Genomic DNA, 20,876 nt, shown 5'->3' on the forward strand with positions numbered 1-20,876 from the left:
TTCTAGTAACAGTCATCTGTTACATTCATGTATTCAGTATACCACACAGTAAACGATTTCAACAACTAAAAACTCACTTTTTTAACACTTTCTTTTCTAATACAGTTCGAAATATGCTGCAAACTGTATTATATTTTTGAAAGAGATTATTTGATTTTCATTTTTTCAGAAAAAGAGTATAATAAAATTAAACAAACTAGCACTGAGAGGTTTCTCCATGTTGATTTTTCCACTAATGAATGATTTATCTCGTAAAATCATCCATATTGACATGGATGCCTTTTTTGCTGCTGTTGAAATTCGAGACAATCCCAAACTTAAAGGGAAGCCAGTTGTGATTGGTAGTGATCCTAGAAAAACTGGTGGTCGAGGAGTTGTTTCTACCTGTAGCTATGAAGCGCGAGCATTTGGCATCCACTCAGCTATGAGTTCTAAAGAAGCCTATGAACGTTGCCCTCAAGCCGTTTTCATTTCTGGAAACTACGAAAAATATACTGCTGTCGGTCAACAGATTCGAGCTATTTTTAAACGTTATACGGATAATATCGAGCCTATGAGTATCGATGAAGCTTATCTAGACGTGACTGAAAACAAACTCGGCATCAAGTCCGCTGTTAAAATCGCTCGACTAATTCAACAAGATATTTGGAATGAACTTCATTTGACCGCTTCTGCTGGTGTGTCTTACAATAAATTCTTAGCTAAAATCGCTAGCGATTACCAAAAACCTCGAGGCCTGACAGTTATTCTTCCTGATGAAGCTGAAGATTTTCTTAGACAAATGGATATCGCTAAATTCCACGGTGTAGGTAAGAAAACAGTTGAAAAATTGCATCAAATGGGCGTATTCACAGGAGCTGATCTTTTAGAAATTTCTGAAATTAGTCTCATTGACCGTTTTGGTAGACTCGGTTTTGACCTGTATCGCAAGGCTCGTGGCATTGATAATTCTCCCGTCAAATCCAATCGCATTCGTAAATCTATCGGAAAAGAAAAAACTTATAGTAAAATTCTCAATCTAGAAGAGGATATCAAAAAAGAGCTAACCCTACTTTCGGAAAGAGTTGCCCTTAGTCTTCAAAAACATGAAAAATCTGGAATGATTGTTATTTTAAAAATCCGCTATGCTGACTTTTCTACAATGACTAAGCGGAAAAGCTTATCTCAAAAGATCCAAGATGCTGAAACGATTTCACAAATGGCTATCCAACTTTACGAATCTCTGGCAGATAAAGATAAAGACGTTCGCTTATTGGGTGTCACTGTGACTGGATTTTAAAACCTTGAAGGAAGCTTCCCTCAAGGTTTTTTTCTTATACAAATAATCGAATAAAGCTATAAAGTAGCAAGACACTACCAAGGACAATACGGTATTTACCAAACATCGTAAAGTCGTGTTTTTTAACATAGCTAGTCAAGAAACGAATGGCAACCATGCTGACTGCAAAAGCTACTACCATGGCTACTAAGAGCAAGAAGAATTGACCAAAACTCAAAACTTCTCCTGCCTTGATGAATTTAAAAATCTTCAAAGCGCTGGCTCCAAACATAACTGGAATTCCTAGGTAGAAGGTAAACTCAGTTACCACCGAACGACTGGTTCCGTTTAACAAACCACCGACGATAGTCGCACCTGAACGACTAGTCCCTGGTAAAAGAGCCAAGACTTGGAAAAGTCCGATATAGAGGGCTGTTTTATAAGGCAACTTGTCTAGCTCTGTGACTGTTGGCTCAATTGCTTGCGCTTTGTTGCGTTTTTCAAGATAAATAAAGGCAACCCCATAAACAATCAACATAATGGCTACTGAAACCATATTATGGAAGTGAGTATCAAACCAATCATCAAACTTAAAGACTAAAAGAAGAGGGAGGGTCGCAACAAATACTTTGGACCATAATTGCCAAGTTCTACGAACTTCGACTTTATCCTTGCCTGGTTTAAAAGGATTCAGTTTGTTAAAGTAGATAACCATAACGGCTAGGATAGCACCCAGTTGAATGACTACGTTAAACATAGACATAAAAGCTTCATTTTGATCTTTATACTGGATAAACTCTTCTGCCAAAATCAAGTGACCAGTACTTGAAATCGGCAACCATTCCGTAATTCCTTCAACAATCCCAAAAAAGATTGATTTTAAAATTTCAAAAAAATACATAGATTACTCCTTTTTCTACCCTCCATTATATCATACTTTTAAAGACTGTGTTGAGTTTTCTTTAGAAAGCGCCGATACTTCCACCACCGCCACCGCCTGAGAAACCTCCACCAGAGCTACCGCTTCCAGATGATACAGAGAAGGTACTTGCTGTATTTGCGACCGAAGTGTATTGATTAATGTGAGCAGCAGATATATGAAACTGTTTATCCCATCCACAAGATACATAAAGATTCATAGTTTCGTTTTCAAGTTGAATATTGTGGAGCTTCATGATCTTATTCACTTTCTTTGCGTATCCATACAGAGTTGCATAAACCAAAAGACGATTCCAAAGTACAATGCTCTCTAGTTCAGCCTTATCAAGATGAGTAATATCACGAAGCATATTTTCAAAACTTGTCCAAAGGTAATAGGCTTCTGCCCCTTCTTCGTTTAAGACTCCATCACGAGATGGACCTCGAGTCACAAAATAAACTAAGGCACTGGCAAGTAAGCCTATTAAACCTAGGGAAAGTAAAGGAAGTGAAAAATAACCACGTGTTCGCAGACTATAATAAAAGACAAGAAGGCCTATTAAACCTGTTATAGCTGAACAGACTTTCATACCATTCACAAGACTACTTTCTTTATCAGTCAAAGGACGATAATAGCTTGGAAGACGTAGAATTTTTACCTTGTCTCGAACACAACTTTGCAAACGTTGAAGTCGTCTCTCGAAGGAACGCTTGAGATGCAAACCGAATTCGCGAATATGCTGCTCATCAGCTTCCTTAGCTCCATGGAATAGTCCTGAAGAAACTTGATACTCTGGAAAAAGGTCTGAAAGAGCCAGTTCTTTATTAGTTGAGAGAGTCATCCGCAAGCATTCTTTTTCAAAATTCGACAAGCCTTTTTCACTATTGATTTTTATCCACGGTTCTTCTTCACCCTGAAAAATAGATAAATGCCCTCGATCAACTAAGTCTAGCAAGGTCGCCTGAATCAATCGTTCAAAAGAGAATTTGCCAAACTTCTTCTTATTCAAGGGACTGATTTCCTCCAAGGAGGTAGAGTAAATAGCCTCCGCCAAAACCATTGGAGGTAGATCCATTGGGGGTTCGTAGAGTCGATGATCCTTGGGATATACCTTTTTGAGGGCCGTATGTTTACGAAATGCTCGATAATACATGATGGTCATCATCAATAACACGATAAAGATTATTGGAAAAATCCACTTTATCATGAGACTAGCTTGCACTTTGCTAGCTTTTATTTCTATTTCAATTTTTTTAAAATCTCTTAAACGCTCTTCTTCCAGCCCTTGGCTTGGAGCTAACGAGAAAGCCTCTCTGGGCCAATAGGCATGTAGCTCAACTTGACGTTTTCTAGGAAGATTTTTCATCTTCACTCGATAAATATCATTTACTTTTTCGACACTACCCTCATTGAGGAGTTTTCCAGTATGAAAAAAGACTTTCTCTGCCGGACTATATGAAGTTACTCGGAATTCTAAGTCTTTGATGTCTCCTGAACTATCTGTCAGTGGTTGCCAATTCAGCTCAGCAATATCCTGATATAAGAAAAGAAGATTTTTCAATTGCCAGGTAATGGTTACACGTACAGTATCTCCAGCTTTTCCTGGATTTAAAATTATTACTTGATAGCCTTTCCCATTTTCCTTTGTGTAGGAAAGGGCATCTTCTATAATTTCCCCATTCTTTGATACTAGAACAGTGGGATCATCATCAATCTCAAAGCCTTCTGGCATTTTCCCTGCTTTTCCTAGTCCAACCGATTGACCATTAAAATCATCTTTAAAACGATAGGTGATTGTTTGTTGGAAAACTGCTGTATTATCTGCATGAATATTCAAATCTCCCTTATAAGATAGAATATCAAAGTCTACAGCAAAAACCAGGCGTGGTATCAATAGCAAACAGGCAAACACCAAAGTAAATAGCCATCTTTTTTTCATCGTATACTCCCTTTCAAGTTTTTTCACTATTATATCATTTTTCACAAGTAAGGGTTTACTAAGATTGAAAAAGTTCCGCTTTTTCGATACAATAGAGAGAAGCAATTTTAGACTAGAAATAGGAGAAAACATGAAAAAATTATGCTTAACTATCCTTGCTAGCCTGGCCCTTACTCTAGGACTAGTTAGCCAGGTCCAAGCCGATGAATATTTACGCATCGGTATGGAGGCAGCCTACGCACCCTTTAACTGGACTCAAGATGACGACAGTAACGGCGCTGTCAAAATCGATGGAACCAACCAATATGCTAATGGTTACGACGTTCAAATAGCTAAAAAGATTGCTAAGGACCTAGGAAAAGAGCCCTTGGTTGTTAAAACCAAGTGGGAAGGACTTGTTCCAGCCCTTACTTCTGGTAAGATTGATATGATCATTGCAGGTATGAGCCCAACTGCTGAACGCAAACAAGAAATTGCATTTTCAAGCAGCTACTACACTAGCGAACCTGTACTATTGGTCAAAAAGGATTCTGCCTATGCAAACGCCAAATCACTAGAGGACTTTAGCGGAGCAAAAATCACTTCTCAACAAGGTGTTTACCTTTATGATTTGATTTCACAAATCTCAGGCGCTCAGAAGGAAACTGCCATGGGAGATTTCGCCCAAATGCGTCAAGCTCTTGAAGCTGGTGTCATTGATGCCTATGTTTCTGAACGACCAGAAGCTCTCACCGCCGAATCAGCAAACGCTAAGTTCAAAATGATTCAGCCTGAACCTGGTTTTAAAACTGGTGAAGAAGATACATCTATCGCTATTGGACTTCGTAAAGATGATGACCGTATTAGCCAAATCAACGCCAGTATTGAAACCATTTCTAAAGATGAACAAGTTGCACTCATGGATCGTATGATTAAAGAGCAACCAGCAGAATCTACTACGACAGAAGAAAGCAACAGTAATTTCTTTGGTCAAGTCGCTAAAATTCTGACTGAAAACTGGCAACAACTCTTGCGTGGTGCTGGTATTACCCTTCTCATTTCAATTATCGGTACCATCGTTGGTCTCGCTATCGGTCTTGCTATCGGTGTCTTCCGTACAGCACCTCTATCTGAAAACCAATTTATCTTTGGTATCCAAAAACTAATCGGTTGGATTCTCAATATCTATATCGAAATTTTCCGTGGAACACCTATGATTGTACAATCTATGGTTATCTACTATGGAACTGCTCAAGCTTTCGGGATCAACCTAGACCGTACGCTAGCTGCTATCTTTATCGTTTCAATCAACACTGGTGCTTACATGACTGAAATTGTTCGTGGTGGTATCCTAGCTGTTGATAAGGGACAATTTGAAGCAGCGACTGCACTTGGTATGACCCACAATCAAACCATGCGTAAGGTTGTCCTACCACAGGTCGTTCGCAACATTTTACCTGCGACTGGTAATGAATTTGTCATCAACATCAAGGATACTTCTGTATTGAACGTTATCTCGGTTGTAGAGCTTTACTTCTCAGGAAATACGGTAGCAACACAAACCTACCAGTACTTCCAAACCTTTACCATCATCGCAGTTATCTACTTTGTCCTCACCTTCACAGTAACGCGTATCCTACGCTTCATCGAAAAACGTATGGATATGGATACCTACACGACAGGTGCTAACCAAATGCAAACGGAGGATTTGAAATAATGAGTCAACCAATCCTTGAAATCAAACACCTCAAAAAATCCTACGGGCAAAACGAGGTCCTAAAAGACATCTCTCTCACTATTCATAAAGGAGAAGTGATTTCTATCATCGGTAGTTCCGGTAGTGGTAAATCAACCTTCCTACGTTCTATCAACCTTCTCGAAACACCAACTGAAGGTGAAATCCTTTATCACGGTGAAAACGTACTTGAAAAAGGGTATAACCTCACTCACTATCGTGAAAAACTAGGCATGGTTTTCCAATCCTTTAACCTCTTTGAAAATCTCAACGTTCTTGAAAATACGATTGTTGCACAGACAACTGTCCTCAAACGTGAACGATCAGAAGCAGAGAAAATTGCTAAAGAAAACCTTGAAAAAGTTGGCATGGGAGAGCGCTACTGGCAAGCTAAACCAAAACAACTTTCTGGTGGTCAAAAGCAACGTGTAGCCATTGCTCGCGCGCTTTCTATGAATCCTGATGCCATTCTCTTTGACGAGCCTACTTCAGCCCTCGACCCTGAAATGGTCGGTGAAGTTCTAAAAATCATGCAAGAACTAGCTCAAGAAGGCTTGACAATGATCGTTGTAACCCACGAAATGGAATTTGCTCGTGACGTATCACACCGTGTCATCTTTATGGACAAAGGTGTGATTGCAGAAGAAGGCAAACCTGAAGATTTATTTACAAATCCTAAAGAGGAACGTACAAGAGAATTTTTACAACGCTATTTAGGATAAGATAAAAGCGATTGGATAAACCTCTTAAACCAAGAGTTGTTTTCCTATTCAAACCCCAATCAATATTGAGTCAAAGGCTCATGAACATAAAAATCAAGGTCGGAGTTTTTTATCCCGACCTCTTTTTATATACTTTAAAAATCAGCTTTATCCCTTCTTCTGTTTCCTGAGCAAGTATTGCTTGTAGCTATATTCCTAATCTTTTATTTGATTTTCATGAGTGATACCCAATGAAAATCAAAGAGCAAACTAGGAAGCGAGCCGCAGGCTGTACTTGAGTACGGCAAGGCGAAGCTGACGTGGTTTGAATTTGATTTTCGAAGAGTATGAGATCACTCAGCTCCCTGTCAACCTAGTTCATCCTGACAAATAGATTTGTTGAGTAGGTCATATCATGGCTATTTCTCCATTCCATAAATAAAAGCAGACCCTAATTAGAGTCTGCTTGTATCCAAAGATTAATCTTCAAATTTTTCATGATTTTTTTCGTAGAAATCAATTAATCCAAGGGCTGTTTCAAAGGAAATATTTTTAACTTTTGCACGTCCTTGAGCTAGAGCAATGATAGACATTTCACGTGCATTCGTTTCTTTAGAAATACGATAACCAGTGATCTTCTTATCACGAACCCAGCTAACAACTGATTCTACTTTTTCAAAGTTAGTCTTAGCCATGTTTTTCTCCTATTTTATTCTTTACGATATTTAATTGTATACGTTTTTATGGCATTTGTCAATAACAAAACATATATCCAATCAAATAAGACGTTAAGATTTGGTTTACTTGGCTTTTAAAGCCGATAATATATGGGTTCGTATATCTTCAACTCCGTTAGGATTTGCTGGTAAGAAAATTGTATTATTACCTTGTTTTTCTGCAAAATTATTCAATGTATCTAAATACTGGTTAGTTAACAAGATTGACATGATTTGCTCTTCAGTTAATTCAACATTGGCTCCTTTTAACTCTTTAATAGAATCAGCAAGTCCATCAACAATTGCTTTTCGTTGCTCTGCGATCCCCACACCATGTAGGCGATCCTTTTCTGCCTCTGCTTCGGCCGCTGTTACGATCTTAATTTTATCTGCTTCGGCCAATTCTTGTGCTGCTACTCTCTTACGTTGAGCAGCATTGATTTCATTCATCGATTGCTTGACTTCCGCATCCGGCTCTACTTTGGTAATGAGCGTTTTGACGATAATGTACCCATACGTTGACATTTCTTCCGCTACTTGTTTTTGAACTTCTAATGCAATTTCATCCTTTTTCTCAAACAATTCATCCAAAGTTAACTTAGGAACTGATGAGCGCAATGCGTCTTCAATATAAGATTTGATTTGAGCCTCAGGTCTCATTAGTTTATAGTAAGCATCTGTAACATTTTGTTCATTTACTCGGTACTGTGTCGCAACATTCATCGTCACAAATACGTTATCTTGAGTCTTGGTTTCCACAACGATTTCACTTTGCAAGAGACGCAGTTGTACACGAGCTGCAATTTTATCAATCCCAAATGGTGCTCTTAGGTGAATACCACTATTGCTCAACTTTTGATACTTACCAAATCGTTCAATGATAGCTACTGATTGTTGTCGAACAACATAGATTGAGCTCATTAATATAGCTCCTACAATAAGCATTAGAATAATTAGAACAAGTATAACTTTTAAAACCATGGGAATCTCCCCCTTTCTTCACTTACATTATAGCACTAGTAAATAGGTTAGGCAAATAATATGATAAAAATTTCATAGCATATTAAACAAGCATATTATATAGGGTCTCATTCCCATTCAAGTTAATATAAGATGGGTCAAATTTTTCCATCCGGTGAATCAAGCCCGCATAATCATGTTTATCAGCAAGTGCGACCCCTATTAGTACTGGACCAGTTCCCTTGCTAGCTCGTTTGATATATTCAAAACGAGTAATATCATCATGAGGTCCTAAGATATCATTTACAAACTCTCGAAGTGCTCCCGGACGTTGTGGGAAATTCACTACAAAGTAATGCTTGATACCATCATAAATCAAGGCACGTTCTTCCATCTCTGGCATACGGTTGATGTCATTATTCCCTCCAGAAATGATACAACAAATGGTCTTGCCCTTAATATAATCGGATAATACTTCCAAGGCTGCAACACTAGCAGCACCCGCAGGTTCAGCTACAATCCCTTGTTTAGAATAAAGATCAATTAAGGTCTCAGAAATCAAGCCTTCATCTACACCGATAAGAGTTTCAACATTTTTTCGTGTTGCTTCATAGGTCAACTGTCCTACTTTTTGCACTGCAATCCCATCCGCAAATTTATCAATTTCTTTAAGTTTAACCGGTCCCCCAGCTTCAAAGGCAGCCTTCATAGAACGAGCACCTTCAGCCTCGACTCCAATGACCTCAATTTGAGGATTTGTTTCTTTAATATAAGTAGAAACACCTGAAATGAGGCCTCCACCTCCAACAGGTACCAAGACAGTATCAAAATCAATAGATTCTTTACGAGCTTCTTCTAAAATTTCATAGGCTACCGTCCCCTGACCAGCTTGAACATAGGGATCATCAAAGGGATCAATAAAAGTACGATTTTCAGCTACAGTAAAGTCTTGAGCAGCCTTGGCTGAAGCATCAAAAGTATCCCCTACTAATTTGATCGTCACAAAATCTCCTCCAAAGAAACGGACCTGACCAATTTTCTGTTGAGGTGTCGTAATTGGCATAAAGATTGTTGCAGGGATCTTCATCTCATTACATGTGTAGGCAACTCCTTGAGCGTGATTTCCCGCCGAAGCACACACTACACCACGTTCACGTTCCTCTTTTGTCAATTGCGAGATAGCATAATAAGCTCCACGAATTTTAAAAGAACGGACACGTTGAGCATTTTCCTTCTTAAGATAAATTTTCGCTCCGTATTTTTCGGATAAATAATGATCGTAGTCAAGTGGAGTATTGGCTACTACACCACTCAAAACCTTGTGGGCTTTCACCACATCTTTTGCACTTAGCATAATCTCCTCCTAGATGAGTTTTCAAGATAAAAAGCGAGTTAGGTTCCCCCCAACTCGCCTTCTGTTTATATTCTTAAAAATTAGTTGTAGATTTTGAATGCATCATCGTCGTTTTTACCGACAAATGGCATTGCTTTACGCAATTCTGCACCAACTTTTTCAATTTCAAGGTTAGCTGCTTGTTCACGGTAGGCAGTCAATTTTGGACGTCCAGCTTTGTAGTCATTTACAAAGTCGTTGGCAAATTTACCATTTTGGATATCCGCAAGAACTGCTTTCATATTTTCTTTGACTTGTTCAGTGATTACACGTGGACCTGAAACATAGTCACCATATTCAGCAGTGTTTGAAATTGATTGACGCATTTTCTTGAATCCACCTTCATAGATCAAGTCAACGATCAATTTCATTTCGTGAAGAACTTCAAAGTAAGCCAATTCTGGAGCATAACCAGCTTCTGTCAAGACTTCAAAACCAGCTTCGATAAGGGCAGTCAAACCACCACAAAGTACTGCTTGTTCACCAAACAAATCTTCTTCAGTTTCTTCTTTGTAAGTTGTTTCAAGAAGACCTACACGAGCTGCGCCAACACCTTTACACCAGTCCATAGCGATGTCTTTAGCATTTCCTGTTGCATCTTGGTAGACAGCGTAAAGTGCTGGAACACCAAATCCTTCTTCGTAAGTACGACGCACCAAGTGTCCTGGCCCTTTAGGAGCACACATGAAAACATCAACATCTGCAGGAACTTTGATGAATTCGAAGTGGATGTTGAAACCATGTGCAAATCCAACAGCATTTCCAGCTTCCAAGTTTGGAGCAATTTCTGCTTCGTACAATTCTTGTTGGATTTCGTCTGGTGCCAAGATCATGATAACATCAGCTAATTTAGTAGCTTCTGCTACTGTGTATGTATCAAATCCATCTTCTTTTGCTTTGTCAAAAGATTTACCTGGGCGTACACCGATAATCACATCACGACCTGAATCACGCAAGTTTTGAGCGTGAGCATGGCCTTGTGAACCATAACCGATAACGGCGATTTTTTTACCGTCAAGTGCTGCTACTTTTACATCTTTTTCGTATTCCATTTGAACTGCCATAGTTTTTTCTCTCTTTTCTATTTTTATTGCCTATTAGGCTAGTTTAACAAATTGAGGTTGGATTTTTAGTCGCGGGTAAATCCAGTTGCACCCGTACGAGCGATATTCTTAATACCATATGGTCGAATCACTCGAATTAAGGCTTCACTCTTTTCTGCATTCCCAGTCATCTGAATGGTAATGGAACTTGGAGCTACATCGACTACTGTTGCACGGAAAGGTTGGATAATAGCCAAAATTTCTGCACGTTTTTCAGCAGGTGCTGAAACCTTTATAAGAATTACTTCTCGTTCTAAGTGGGGTTGATCCGTGATATCACGAATGCGAATCACATCAATCTGACGATTAAGTTGTTTGATGATTTGCTCAACTTCATCATGAGAGGCAACATCGATGATAATGGTAATTCGTGATACATTAGGATTTTCCGTTGCGCCCACAGAAATGCTTTCAATATTGACTTGACGTCTCGATAAGACTCCTGTGAAGCGATTGAGAACACCTGAACGGTTTTGAAGTTTGGCTGTTAACATTCTACGCATTAAACTTCACCCCCAACATCTCATGATTACTCTTACCAGCTGGTACCATCGGTAAAACATGTTCTTTACGAGAAATGTCTACTTCGATGAACATTGGTACATCTTCCATGATGACTTCCAAATCCTTCTCAAGAGTTTCAGGATTATCAAACTTATAATTCTTAATCCCATAGGCTTGAGCCATCAATTGGAAATCTGGAAGGCTATCAAAGACTGATTCAGACGTTCGACCATCATAGAAGGCTTCTTGCCACTGGCGAACCATTCCAAGTGAGTGGTTGTTAAGCATGATGACCTTGATTGGAATCTTGTAAATGTTTAAGATTGCTAATTCCTGATTGGTCATCTGGAAACCACCATCACCGACAAAGAGAACAACTTCTTTATCTGGATTGGCAATCTTAGCACCAATAGCTGCTGGGACTCCGAAGCCCATAGTTCCTAGACCACCTGATGTTACCAATTGACGCTCGTTTTGGTAAGGATAGTATTGAGCCGTCCACATTTGGTGTTGTCCAACATCTGTTACGACAATGGCATCACCCTTGGTCAACTCACCAATACGTTCAATAACTGCTTGAGGTTGAACCACACGTTCTTTCTTATCATAAGATCGAACACGGTTCTTATCTTTGGTAACTTTTTCAATCCATTTTTCAGTATTGTTACGAACAATTGGTTCTGCAAGCAATTGTTGCAAGGCCTTTTTCGCATCTCCAACAACCGGAATATCAACTGCGATAATCTTACCAATCTCTGCAGGATCGATATCAATATGCGCTACTTTTGCATTCTTAGCAAAGGTCTTAGGATTTCCAGTCAAACGGTCATCAAAACGACAACCAATAGAAATCATAAAGTCAGCCTCAGTCATGGCAATATTGGCTGCAAAGGAACCGTGCATTCCACCCATTCCCAAAAACAGTGGATGGCTAGTTGCGATTGTTCCCTGTCCCAAAAGACTGGTAACAACAGGAATTTGATAACGCTCTGCAAATTCATTTAACTCTGCTGCAGCCTCAGCGTAACTAATCCCACCACCAGCTAGCAAGACTGGCTTTTTAGCCTTAGACAATTGCTTCAAGATTTTCTTGATTTGCATATCATTTGGCTCAAGTGTTGGCTGATAACTTGGTAAATCTATCTCTGGAGAGTAAACGAAGTCTGTCTCAAGCGCAGAAACATCTTTTGGAAGATCAATGACGACTGGCCCTGGACGACCTGTGGTCGCAATATGTACCGCCTCTGTAATAATACGTGGAATATCTGCAGTTTCTCGAACCTGATAATTATACTTAGTGATTGGCATGGTGATACCAACGATATCAGCTTCTTGAAAAGCATCTTTCCCAATTCCAGCACGTGCCACTTGGCCAGTAAAGACTAAAAGGGGAACACTATCGCTCATAGCATCTGCGATCCCTGTAATGGCATTTGTAGCTCCTGGTCCGCTTGTGACGACTGCTACACCCAGTTTTCCTGTTGACTTAGCATAACCTTCAGCTTCGTGAAGACAGCCCTGCTCATGGCGACCTAGAATATGGCGGATTCCCTTAAAATTATAAATAGCATCATATAAAGGAAGTACCGCTCCACCAGGATAACCAAAAATCGTATCGATTCCTAAGTCACGAAGTGTTTCCAAAACAAGATCCGATCCCGACTTAGGTGAGTCTAAAATGATTTTCTCCATCGTTCCCCTTTCTCTTCTCTTAAAAATAGCTTGTTACTATGATACCATTTTTTCAAAAATTTTCAAGGGAAAAGAGCAAATTTTCTGAATTTTCTATCTAGATACTTTACAATATCAAATAGATTAGAAAGTTTATACGTATTTTTATTTTTTTAATAGAAAAAAGGTTGAAGACAGATCTGTCTTCAACCTTTCATATTAAATCATTACTAATTAAAGTGAGTTAACGTCAACCTTGATACCAACACCTTGAGTAGTTGTGATTGTCAAGCTTGTTACGTAAGTTCCTTTAGCAGTAGCTGGTTTAGCTTTTTGAATTGTTTCGTTAAATGCTTTGAAGTTTTCAACCAACTTGTCAGCTTCAAATGAAACTTTACCGATGATCGCTTGTACGATACCTGCACGGTCTGCACGGTAAGTGATTTTACCACCTTTAGATTCCTCAACTGCTTTAGCAACATCCATTGTTACAGTACCAGTTTTAGGGTTTGGCATCAAGTTACGAGGTCCAAGGACACGTCCAAGACGTCCAACAAGAGCCATCATGTCAGGTGTAGCGATAACTACGTCAAAGTCCAACCAACCGTCGTTGATTTTAGCAACAAGGTCATCTTCACCAACGAAGTCTGCACCAGCAGCTTTTGCTTCTTCAGCTTTTGCACCACGTGCAAATACAAGAACGCGAGCTGTTTTACCAGTACCGTTTGGCAATACCATTGCTCCACGGATTTGTTGGTCAGCTTTTTTAACGTCAATGTTCAAGTTGTAAGCAACTTCTACAGTTGCGTCAAATTTTGCAAAGTTAGTTTCTTTTGCAAGAGCTACAGCTTCTTCTACGCTGTATGCTTTTGTGCTGTCGATCTTCTCAAGAGCAGCACGAAGTTGTTTGCTTTTTTTAGCCATTTTCTATTCTCCTTGTAAGTGGTTCAATCGATTTTCATCTCCCACGTCACTTCTCGAAATGATGAAGTCTTGCGGGTTATATAGGGATGTTATTGATTAGTCAACAACAGTGAATCCCATAGAACGAGCAGTACCTTCGATCATACGCATTGCAGACTCAATGTTTGCAGCGTTCAAATCTGGCATTTTAGTTTCTGCAATTTCTTGTACTTGTGCACGAGTAACTGTAGCAACCTTAGTTTTGTTAGGTGTACCTGATCCTTTTTCAACACCTGCAGCTTTTTTCAAAAGAACAGCAGCTGGTGGTGTTTTTGTAACGAAAGTAAATGATTTGTCTTCGTATACTGAGATAACAACTGGAATAATCATACCAGCTTGGTCAGCAGTACGAGCGTTGAACTCTTTTGTGAATCCCATGATGTTGATACCAGCTTGACCAAGAGCAGGTCCAACCGGTGGAGCTGGTGTAGCTTTACCAGCAGGGATTTGCAATTTTACAAGTTTTTCGACTTTTTTAGCCATTTTTAAATCCTCCTTTGTGGTTTTGGCGGTAATTTAGAGATTTTTACCTCCCACAAGTATGCTTTACGCATACCCATCTATTATACACTATTTTAAAAAAATTGCAAGAGAAATTTTTATTTTTGATATTTCTTTATGTTACACCTTTTTTGGTGCAATTAATCTTCAAAATCTTCTACCATGATGGAAAGAATTCATTCGCTCAAAGTCAGTACAAAACTCAAGCCCTTTTCAGTAGCACCGCTTTCCACAAAACCAAGAGACTCAAAACATCTTATAGAGATACGATTGAAAGTGTAGATTTCTTGAACTTTCAATTGTTTCCAATCCTTTTGCCGAGCTAGATCAATCAAAATCTTCAAAACCTTGCGTCCAAGACCTTGATATCGATAAGTTGGATTGCCAATCACAATAGGAAGATTCTCTTGAGATAAGGTTACATCCCCAATTGGAAGCCACTCTCCCTTTTCTCGAAACTCAATCCAGAACAAATGCCCGTGACTCTCTAAATAGGAATACATAGCATTTAATTTTTCTGAACTATAAGGTATTCTAATACCGTCTACAAGTTCCACCAAATCCACATCTTGATACCAGGGCAAAGCTGCATCCTGATGATCTGCTAAAAAATAGGGAACTAAACGTAAGGAATCATCTATCTGAATGATTTTTGTCATCATTTTCTACTCCTAATACTAGCTCCACTGCTTGATTAAAACCATCACACCAGTTATACCATTTTGCTTCATACTCATCTTGAGGTAAGATATGATTTTTTAAATCAAGAACAGAGTATATCTTTCTTTTCTTACAAGCTTGCGCATAGAGATGATATAGTTCATCACCTCCATCTCTATCAAACTCAGCAGAAATTGTATCCTGGCCTACCAACAAAGCCTGATAAGCCCTGTGATGGCCATCTGTAATCAAGAAGCAATTTCCAAATGCAAGAACGATAATTGGATTGATATTGGGCTTTTCTTTCGACTGATAAAGCATCTGGATATCTTGTAACTTCTTTTCTGATAAGTATAGTTGAGTTGGATGAAGATCTTTTATGTTGACTTCCATTTTATCTCCTCAAGAAGGGGCAATTCCTACTTCTGCTTTCCTTTGAAGCGCCATTGAAAACGCAGTTTATCGTAGAAAGGAAACTCCATAAACAAAACTCCTAGGCCTACACAAAGGCTGGCAATCACATCTGATGGGTAGTGAACTCCCAGATAAATTCTTGATACCAATACACTGACTAAGTAAATGCCAAGTCCGATTTGCACTACTTTTCTCCAGGCTGAATTCTTAATCCTTTGGCTCAAAATCACAATCAAAGTTCCAACCATAATCGTTACTGCCAGAGAATGTCCACTAGGAAAAGAAAAACCTTTTTCCTCTACTAGATGTACTATTTCTGGTCTAGGTCGTTGGTAGATATTTTTAAAGGTTACGATTAAGATTCCAGCTAAAGTCAAATTCCCCAGCATGAGATAACTTTCCAGTTTCCATTGCTTACGGTAAAAAATAAAAGCTACAATGAGAACCCAAGTGATAATGACTGGGATATCAATTAAATGTGTGATTGTTCTGAAAAGGAAGGTCAAGGAAGCAGGTAAGTCACCTCGAATAGCAGTCTGGATTGGTTGATCAAAGCCAATCAGCATATTAGGGTAAAACTTGACAATATAACCTAAAATTACAAAAAGCAAAAGGGCAAAAGAGCCCTTCATCAAATATGTTTGTTTATCTTTCATGGTATTTTAAAGTTGGTTTCAAAAGGACAAATAACAACCAGAAAGAGATGGCAAAGATAATACCTTCAATCAGATTAAAAGGCAAGACCATAGTCATCAGGTAGTTGCTCAATCCTAAGATTTTCTCAATATCAAAATTAGCAAACTTAGCGTACAAAGGAACAGCATAGACGTAGTTCAGAACTAGCATAGCTAGAGTCAAACCAAGCGTACCAGCTAGTGAAGCTAGGACGAAACGCATGGTTGTTCGCTCTTTTTTCCAAATCAAACCAAAAGCAAGCACAAAGACTCCCAAGGCAACAATATTCATCGGTAAACCAATGTAGGTACTAACTCCTTGATTGTTCAAAAGGATTTTCAACAAGGACCGAAGGAATAGTACTCCTAAAGCAGCTGGTAAATCCAAGACTACCAAACCTACAAGAACTGGTAAGATACTGAACTCAATCCTCAAAAAGGATGCCGCTGGCAAAAGCGGAAAGTCAAAGTACATCAACACAAATGAAAGCGCTGATAGAATTGCAATGGTCGAAAGTCGACGTGTGTTTGTCATAACAGGTTCCTCCAATTTTCTATAAAATCAGAAGAAGTTGGAAAGGATTCCTCTATCTACCCTCTATTTTTATATTCCAAAAGTTTCCCCTCACTCTGTTTAAGCAAGCGGTTGCAATTTACCTATAAAAAATCAATTAGAATAGACAAAGCCATTCTTTCGTCTTCTCCCATCCAGACTATACTGTCGGTTGTGGAATCTCACCACATCAGCTTGCGCTCGCGGACTTCTTTTAGAGTAAGGAAATGGAGATTTTTCTTTTAGACTAGGCGACAAGCTGTAGGCATAACTTTTGGTTAGGCAAAGCTTGGCAACAAAGTATAAAAGGAAAAGAACATTTCCGAGTAAAAGTCACCGCCGGTCGGGAATTACACCCAGCCCTGAAGACCCCTTTATGATAACAAAAAAAGCTTGCAAGCGCAAGCATTTTATCTAAGTGTTTATTTCAATTTATCTGTTTCATAAGTGTGAACCAGTTCGAGGCCCACAAAGTTTTGTTGTCGGAGAGCCTCATAGACAATCATACATACTGTATTAGATACATTCAGGCTACGAACATGTTCATCATTCATCGGAATTCTGAGAGCCTTTTCTGGATGCTCACGCATAAATTCCTCAGGCAAGCCCTTATCTTCACGTCCAAAGAGAAAATAGTGATCTCCTTCTGTCGTGAAATCTGCATCTGAATAGACTTTTTCTGCAAACTTGGAAATCAGGTAGAGCTGACCATCCATTTTTCCCATAAAATCAGCCAAGCTATCATAAAAATGAATCTCAAGCTTGTCCCAATAATCTAGACCTGCCCGCTTCATCTTACGATCATCAATAGGAAAACCCATCGGTTTGATAATATGAAGGGGGGCATTCGTTGCTGCGCAAGTACGAGCAATATTACCCGTATTTTGTGGAATCTGGGGTTCAAATAATACAATATGATTTGCCATGCCTTGTTTCCTCTCACTAGTGCAAAAAAATAGCCACACTGCCCGGAGTCAAGCTCAGCAAACAGCGTGGTTAAGGCGTCGTTAACTTACCTCACAACAGGTTTGAAGTAAATCAGCGAAACTACTGTTTTAGTATATCACTTTCAGCTTGATTGTCAATAGAAATGACTTGATTTTTTCAATTTTTTTACAAACATATTTACATTAGCTAAAAATGCTTATGTATTCATTAGAATTACACGAAAATAGCTGATTTATATCTTAAATTTTTAACAAGTAAGATTATCAGTGGGACAATTTTCTACCCTAATAATGAAAAGAGTCGGTTGCCGAGTGCATTTTATTCTAAAAAAGAGTATGATAGATACATATTGAAAAAGTAGGTTATTTAATATGAAGATTATTCTTGTCGGAGGGGGGAAAGTTGGTTCTGCCCTTTGTCGTTCACTTGTCGCTGACAATCATGATGTTGTCTTAATTGAACAGAACGAAACGGTTCTTAATTACATGACAAGCCGTTTTGATATTATTGGAATTGCTGGTAATGGGGCTGACTTTGCCATGCTAGAAGCTGCCAATGTTCAAGACTGCGATATTTTCATCGCTATGACTCAGTATGATGAGGTCAATATGGTCTCTGCTGTCTTAGCTAAAAAGATGGGGGCTAAAGAAACCATCGTCCGTGTCCGCAATCCTGAGTATTCCAACCCTTACTTTAAAGAAAAAAATATTCTCGGATTTTCTCTTATTGTCAATCCAGAACTCCTTGCAGCTCGTGCTATCGCTAATATCATCGATTTCCCAAACGCTCTTTCTGTTGAGCGTTTTGCAGGTGGTTTGGTTAGTTTGATGGAATTCAAGGTTCGAATTGATAGTAATATTTGTCAGATGTCTATTGCTGATTTCCGTAAAAAGTTTGGTAATGTTATCGTTTGTGCCATTGAGCGCGATCATAAGCTCATGATTCCAAGTGGGGATATGGTCCTCCAAGATAAGGATCGGATCTTTGTTACAGGTAACCGTGTAGACATGATGCTTTTTCATAACTATGTCAAATCTCGTGTCGTTAAAAGTTTACTCATTATTGGAGCTGGAAAAATCGCTTACTACCTTGTTGGTATTTTGAAAGATAGCCGTATTGATACCAAGGTCATTGAGCTTAATCCAGATCGTGCAGCATTTTTCAGTCAAAAATATCCAAAACTCTATATTGTGCAAGGTGATGGAACCGCAAAAGATATCCTCCTAGAAGAAAGCGCCCAACACTACGATGCTGTCGCAACTCTAACTGGCGTTGACGAAGAAAACATTATTACATCTATGTTCTTAGATAGTGTTGGTGTTCAGAAAAACATCACCAAGGTCAATCGAACTAGCCTTTTAGAGATTATCCATGCACCTGAGTTTTCTAGTATTATCACACCAAAAACCATCGCTGTAGATACTATCATGCACTTTATCCACGGTCGTGCCAATGCCCAATATTCAGATCTTCAAGCGATGCACCACCTTGCAAATGGACATATTGAGACTCTACAATTTCTCATCAAGGAAGCCAATAAAATGACTGGCAAACCCTTGTCTCAATTGAAACTCAAAAAAGATATTTTAATTGCTGCTATTATCCGCAACGGAAAAACCATCTTCCCAACAGGTGAAGATAGCCTTCAAGTCGGTGATAAATTAGTTGTCATCACACTACTATCAAATATCACCAAGATTTATGATCTGTTAGAGAGGTAAGCTATGAATAGAAGTATGGTACGATTTCTTCTTGCAAAGCTACTCTTGATCGAGGCTGGTCTACTTTTAGTTCCAGTTAGCATTGCTCTTTATTATCGAGAATCGAGTCAAGTTTTTACAGCTCTTTTCTCTACCATCGGAATCCTTGTTGTTCTAGGTATTTTCGGCATCATCAGCAAGCCTAAAAAACAGCGAATCTATGCAAAAGAAGGGGTCTTAATTGTAGCCCTCTGTTGGATCCTCTGGTCATTCTTTGGTGCCCTTCCCTTTGTCTTTTCAGGGCAAATTCCCAATATGATAGATGCCTTCTTTGAGATTAGTTCTGGCTTCACAACAACGGGAGCAACCATTTTAAATGATGTTTCTGTCTTAAGTCGTTCTCTTCTATTTTGGAGGAGTTTTACCCACCTCATCGGAGGGATGGGGGTACTGGTTTTTGCCTTAGCTATTATGGATAATGCTAAAAATAGTCACCTAGAAGTTATGAAGGCTGAGGTCCCAGGACCAGTATTTGGCAAGGTTGTATCTAAGCTAAAAAATACAGCCCAAATCCTTTACATCCTCTACCTGGCTATGTTTGCCCTCTTTGTGGTTATTTATTACCTTGCTGGGATGCCACTCTATGATAGTTTTGTTATCGCTATGGGTACTGCTGGTACTGGTGGATTTACTGTTTATAATGACGGAATTGCCCACTATCACAGTTCTCTCATCACCTATCTGACAAGTGTCGGGGTTTTGATGTTTGGTGTCAATTTCAATCTCTACTACTACCTCATGCTCCGTCGTATCAAGGAATTCTTTTTTGATGAAGAACTCCGAGCATATCTCTTGATTGTAGCCATATCTACTGGTCTAATCACACTCAACACGCTTCACCTCTATAGCGGAGTTTCTCAAAGCTTTGAGATGGCCTTCTTCCAAGTATCTAACATCATTACCACTACCGGTTTTGGATATGGAGATATCACGAACTGGCCTTTGTTCTCTCAATACATCTTGCTAATGCTGATGGCAATCGGTGGTTCTGCTGGTTCTACCGCTGGTGGTCTCAAGGTCATCCGTGGAGTCATCCTATCTAAAATTGCTAAAAATCAAGTCTTGTCTACCATATCACCTCACCGTGTGTTAACCCTTCAGGTTAATCAAACGGTTATTGACAAGGATACCCAGCACAAGATCCTGAAGTATTTTGTGGTTTATATCATGATTCTACTCAGTTTGATTTTCATCGTCAGTTTAGATACCAATAATTTAATGGTTGTCACGAGTGCTGTTTTCAGTTGTTTTAACAATATCGGTCCTATTTTAGGAACAACTGCAAGTTTCTCAATTTTTAGTCCATTTTCAAAACTTCTACTATCTTTTGCAATGATTGCAGGACGTCTTGAAATCTATCCAATCATACTGCTCTTTATGAAGCGAACTTGGTCTAAACGTTAGAACAATCAACTTTACACCCTATCTCCCCTCTTCAAGGAACCCTTGAAGGGGGATTTTTTAGTTTCAAAAGACAAGACAGCTCTAAAAATCGACAATTGGGAATTTAAGGATTTTTCTCTCC

Annotated in this window: 20 protein-coding genes and 1 riboswitch; of the genes, 5 read left to right on the top strand and 15 right to left on the bottom strand. The window is 39.0% G+C overall.

Annotated elements, in window-relative coordinates; genetic code table 11:
- Nucleotides 1-217 precede the first annotated feature (217 nt).
- A complete protein-coding gene (dinB, locus tag HMPREF2795_RS06265; RefSeq protein WP_000904608.1) occupies nt 218-1,279 on the top strand; it encodes a DNA polymerase IV in 1,062 nt (353 codons plus the stop codon).
- A gap of 34 nt (nt 1,280-1,313) precedes the next feature.
- Here dinB and HMPREF2795_RS06270 read toward each other — a convergent pair whose 3' ends face one another.
- A complete protein-coding gene (locus HMPREF2795_RS06270; protein ID WP_000273482.1) occupies nt 1,314-2,159 on the bottom strand; it encodes an undecaprenyl-diphosphate phosphatase in 846 nt (281 codons plus the stop codon).
- A 61-nt stretch (nt 2,160-2,220) separates the two neighbouring features.
- A complete protein-coding gene (locus HMPREF2795_RS06275; RefSeq protein WP_000747700.1) occupies nt 2,221-4,116 on the bottom strand; it encodes a DUF2207 domain-containing protein in 1,896 nt (631 codons plus the stop codon).
- A gap of 130 nt (nt 4,117-4,246) precedes the next feature.
- Here HMPREF2795_RS06275 and HMPREF2795_RS06280 point away from each other — a divergent pair, with 130 nt between their 5' ends.
- Together HMPREF2795_RS06280 and HMPREF2795_RS06285 are read left to right on the top strand one after the other, a co-directional pair.
- Nucleotides 4,247-5,812 carry an ABC transporter substrate-binding protein/permease gene (locus HMPREF2795_RS06280; RefSeq protein WP_075228471.1) on the top strand — a complete coding sequence of 522 codons (1,566 nt, stop codon included), beginning with the start codon at nt 4,247-4,249 and terminating at the stop codon, nt 5,810-5,812.
- Nucleotides 5,812-6,552 (top strand): amino acid ABC transporter ATP-binding protein, encoded by a 741-nt coding sequence (locus HMPREF2795_RS06285; RefSeq protein WP_000081949.1) that lies wholly within the window; start codon nt 5,812-5,814, stop codon nt 6,550-6,552. The genes HMPREF2795_RS06280 and HMPREF2795_RS06285 overlap by 1 nt, the downstream gene beginning before the upstream one ends.
- A 458-nt stretch (nt 6,553-7,010) precedes the next feature.
- On the opposite strand, the gene HMPREF2795_RS06290 is transcribed toward HMPREF2795_RS06285, so the two are convergent.
- From HMPREF2795_RS06290 to HMPREF2795_RS06350, 13 genes are all read right to left on the bottom strand, one after another.
- A complete protein-coding gene (locus HMPREF2795_RS06290; protein WP_001140700.1) occupies nt 7,011-7,226 on the bottom strand; it encodes a capsule biosynthesis transcriptional regulator in 216 nt (71 codons plus the stop codon).
- 105 nt (nt 7,227-7,331) lie between these two features.
- A complete protein-coding gene (locus tag HMPREF2795_RS06295) occupies nt 7,332-8,228 on the bottom strand; it encodes an SPFH domain-containing protein (RefSeq protein ID WP_000243418.1) in 897 nt (298 codons plus the stop codon).
- 82 nt (nt 8,229-8,310) lie between these two features.
- Nucleotides 8,311-9,561, bottom strand: a complete 1,251-nt coding sequence (ilvA, locus tag HMPREF2795_RS06300; RefSeq protein WP_075228472.1) for a threonine ammonia-lyase IlvA — start codon at nt 9,559-9,561, stop codon at nt 8,311-8,313.
- 80 nt (nt 9,562-9,641) lie between these two features.
- Nucleotides 9,642-10,664: a ketol-acid reductoisomerase gene (ilvC, locus tag HMPREF2795_RS06305; protein ID WP_045763621.1), complete on the bottom strand. Its 1,023-nt coding sequence runs from the start codon at nt 10,662-10,664 to the stop codon at nt 9,642-9,644.
- A gap of 65 nt (nt 10,665-10,729) precedes the next feature.
- Complete coding sequence (gene ilvN, locus HMPREF2795_RS06310) at nt 10,730-11,206, bottom strand: acetolactate synthase small subunit (protein WP_001253809.1); 477 nt, start codon at nt 11,204-11,206, stop codon at nt 10,730-10,732.
- Nucleotides 11,199-12,899: an acetolactate synthase large subunit gene (locus tag HMPREF2795_RS06315; protein WP_075228473.1), complete on the bottom strand. Its 1,701-nt coding sequence runs from the start codon at nt 12,897-12,899 to the stop codon at nt 11,199-11,201. Before HMPREF2795_RS06315 ends, ilvN begins: the two co-directional genes overlap by 8 nt.
- Nucleotides 12,900-13,112: 213 nt before the next feature.
- Entirely contained in the window at nt 13,113-13,802 is a 690-nt protein-coding gene (rplA, locus tag HMPREF2795_RS06320; protein ID WP_001085672.1) for a 50S ribosomal protein L1, read from the bottom strand.
- Nucleotides 13,803-13,898: 96 nt separating this feature from the next.
- Entirely contained in the window at nt 13,899-14,324 is a 426-nt protein-coding gene (gene rplK / locus HMPREF2795_RS06325; RefSeq protein WP_001085808.1) for a 50S ribosomal protein L11, read from the bottom strand.
- 194 nt (nt 14,325-14,518) lie between these two features.
- Nucleotides 14,519-15,001: a GNAT family N-acetyltransferase gene (locus HMPREF2795_RS06330; RefSeq protein WP_075228530.1), complete on the bottom strand. Its 483-nt coding sequence runs from the start codon at nt 14,999-15,001 to the stop codon at nt 14,519-14,521.
- Entirely contained in the window at nt 14,976-15,395 is a 420-nt protein-coding gene (locus HMPREF2795_RS06335; protein WP_075228474.1) for a ParB/RepB/Spo0J family partition protein, read from the bottom strand. The genes HMPREF2795_RS06330 and HMPREF2795_RS06335 overlap by 26 nt, the downstream gene beginning before the upstream one ends.
- A 26-nt stretch (nt 15,396-15,421) precedes the next feature.
- Nucleotides 15,422-16,072 (bottom strand): phosphatase PAP2 family protein, encoded by a 651-nt coding sequence (locus tag HMPREF2795_RS06340; protein WP_075228475.1) that lies wholly within the window; start codon nt 16,070-16,072, stop codon nt 15,422-15,424.
- Nucleotides 16,062-16,625 carry an ECF transporter S component gene (locus HMPREF2795_RS06345; RefSeq protein ID WP_075228476.1) on the bottom strand — a complete coding sequence of 188 codons (564 nt, stop codon included), beginning with the start codon at nt 16,623-16,625 and terminating at the stop codon, nt 16,062-16,064. Before HMPREF2795_RS06345 ends, HMPREF2795_RS06340 begins: the two co-directional genes overlap by 11 nt.
- Before the next feature lie 157 nt (nt 16,626-16,782).
- Nucleotides 16,783-17,017: riboswitch (FMN riboswitch) on the bottom strand.
- 48 nt (nt 17,018-17,065) lie between these two features.
- The gene (locus tag HMPREF2795_RS06350) at nt 17,066-17,569 is read right to left on the bottom strand and encodes a tRNA (cytidine(34)-2'-O)-methyltransferase (RefSeq protein WP_049549008.1); all 504 of its coding nucleotides are present in this window, start codon (nt 17,567-17,569) and stop codon (nt 17,066-17,068) included.
- Nucleotides 17,570-17,962: 393 nt separating this feature from the next.
- Here HMPREF2795_RS06350 and trkA point away from each other — a divergent pair, with 393 nt between their 5' ends.
- Nucleotides 17,963-19,312 (top strand): Trk system potassium transporter TrkA, encoded by a 1,350-nt coding sequence (gene trkA, locus HMPREF2795_RS06355; RefSeq protein WP_000691699.1) that lies wholly within the window; start codon nt 17,963-17,965, stop codon nt 19,310-19,312.
- Nucleotides 19,313-19,315: 3 nt separating this feature from the next.
- On the top strand, nt 19,316-20,755 hold the full coding sequence (locus HMPREF2795_RS06360) for a TrkH family potassium uptake protein (protein ID WP_075228477.1): 1,440 nt from the start codon (nt 19,316-19,318) through the stop codon (nt 20,753-20,755).
- Nucleotides 20,756-20,876 lie beyond the last annotated feature (121 nt).

It is taken from the genome of Streptococcus sp. HMSC056C01 (genome assembly GCF_001811305.1).
In the GTDB taxonomy this organism is placed as follows: Bacteria; Bacillota; Bacilli; order Lactobacillales; family Streptococcaceae; genus Streptococcus.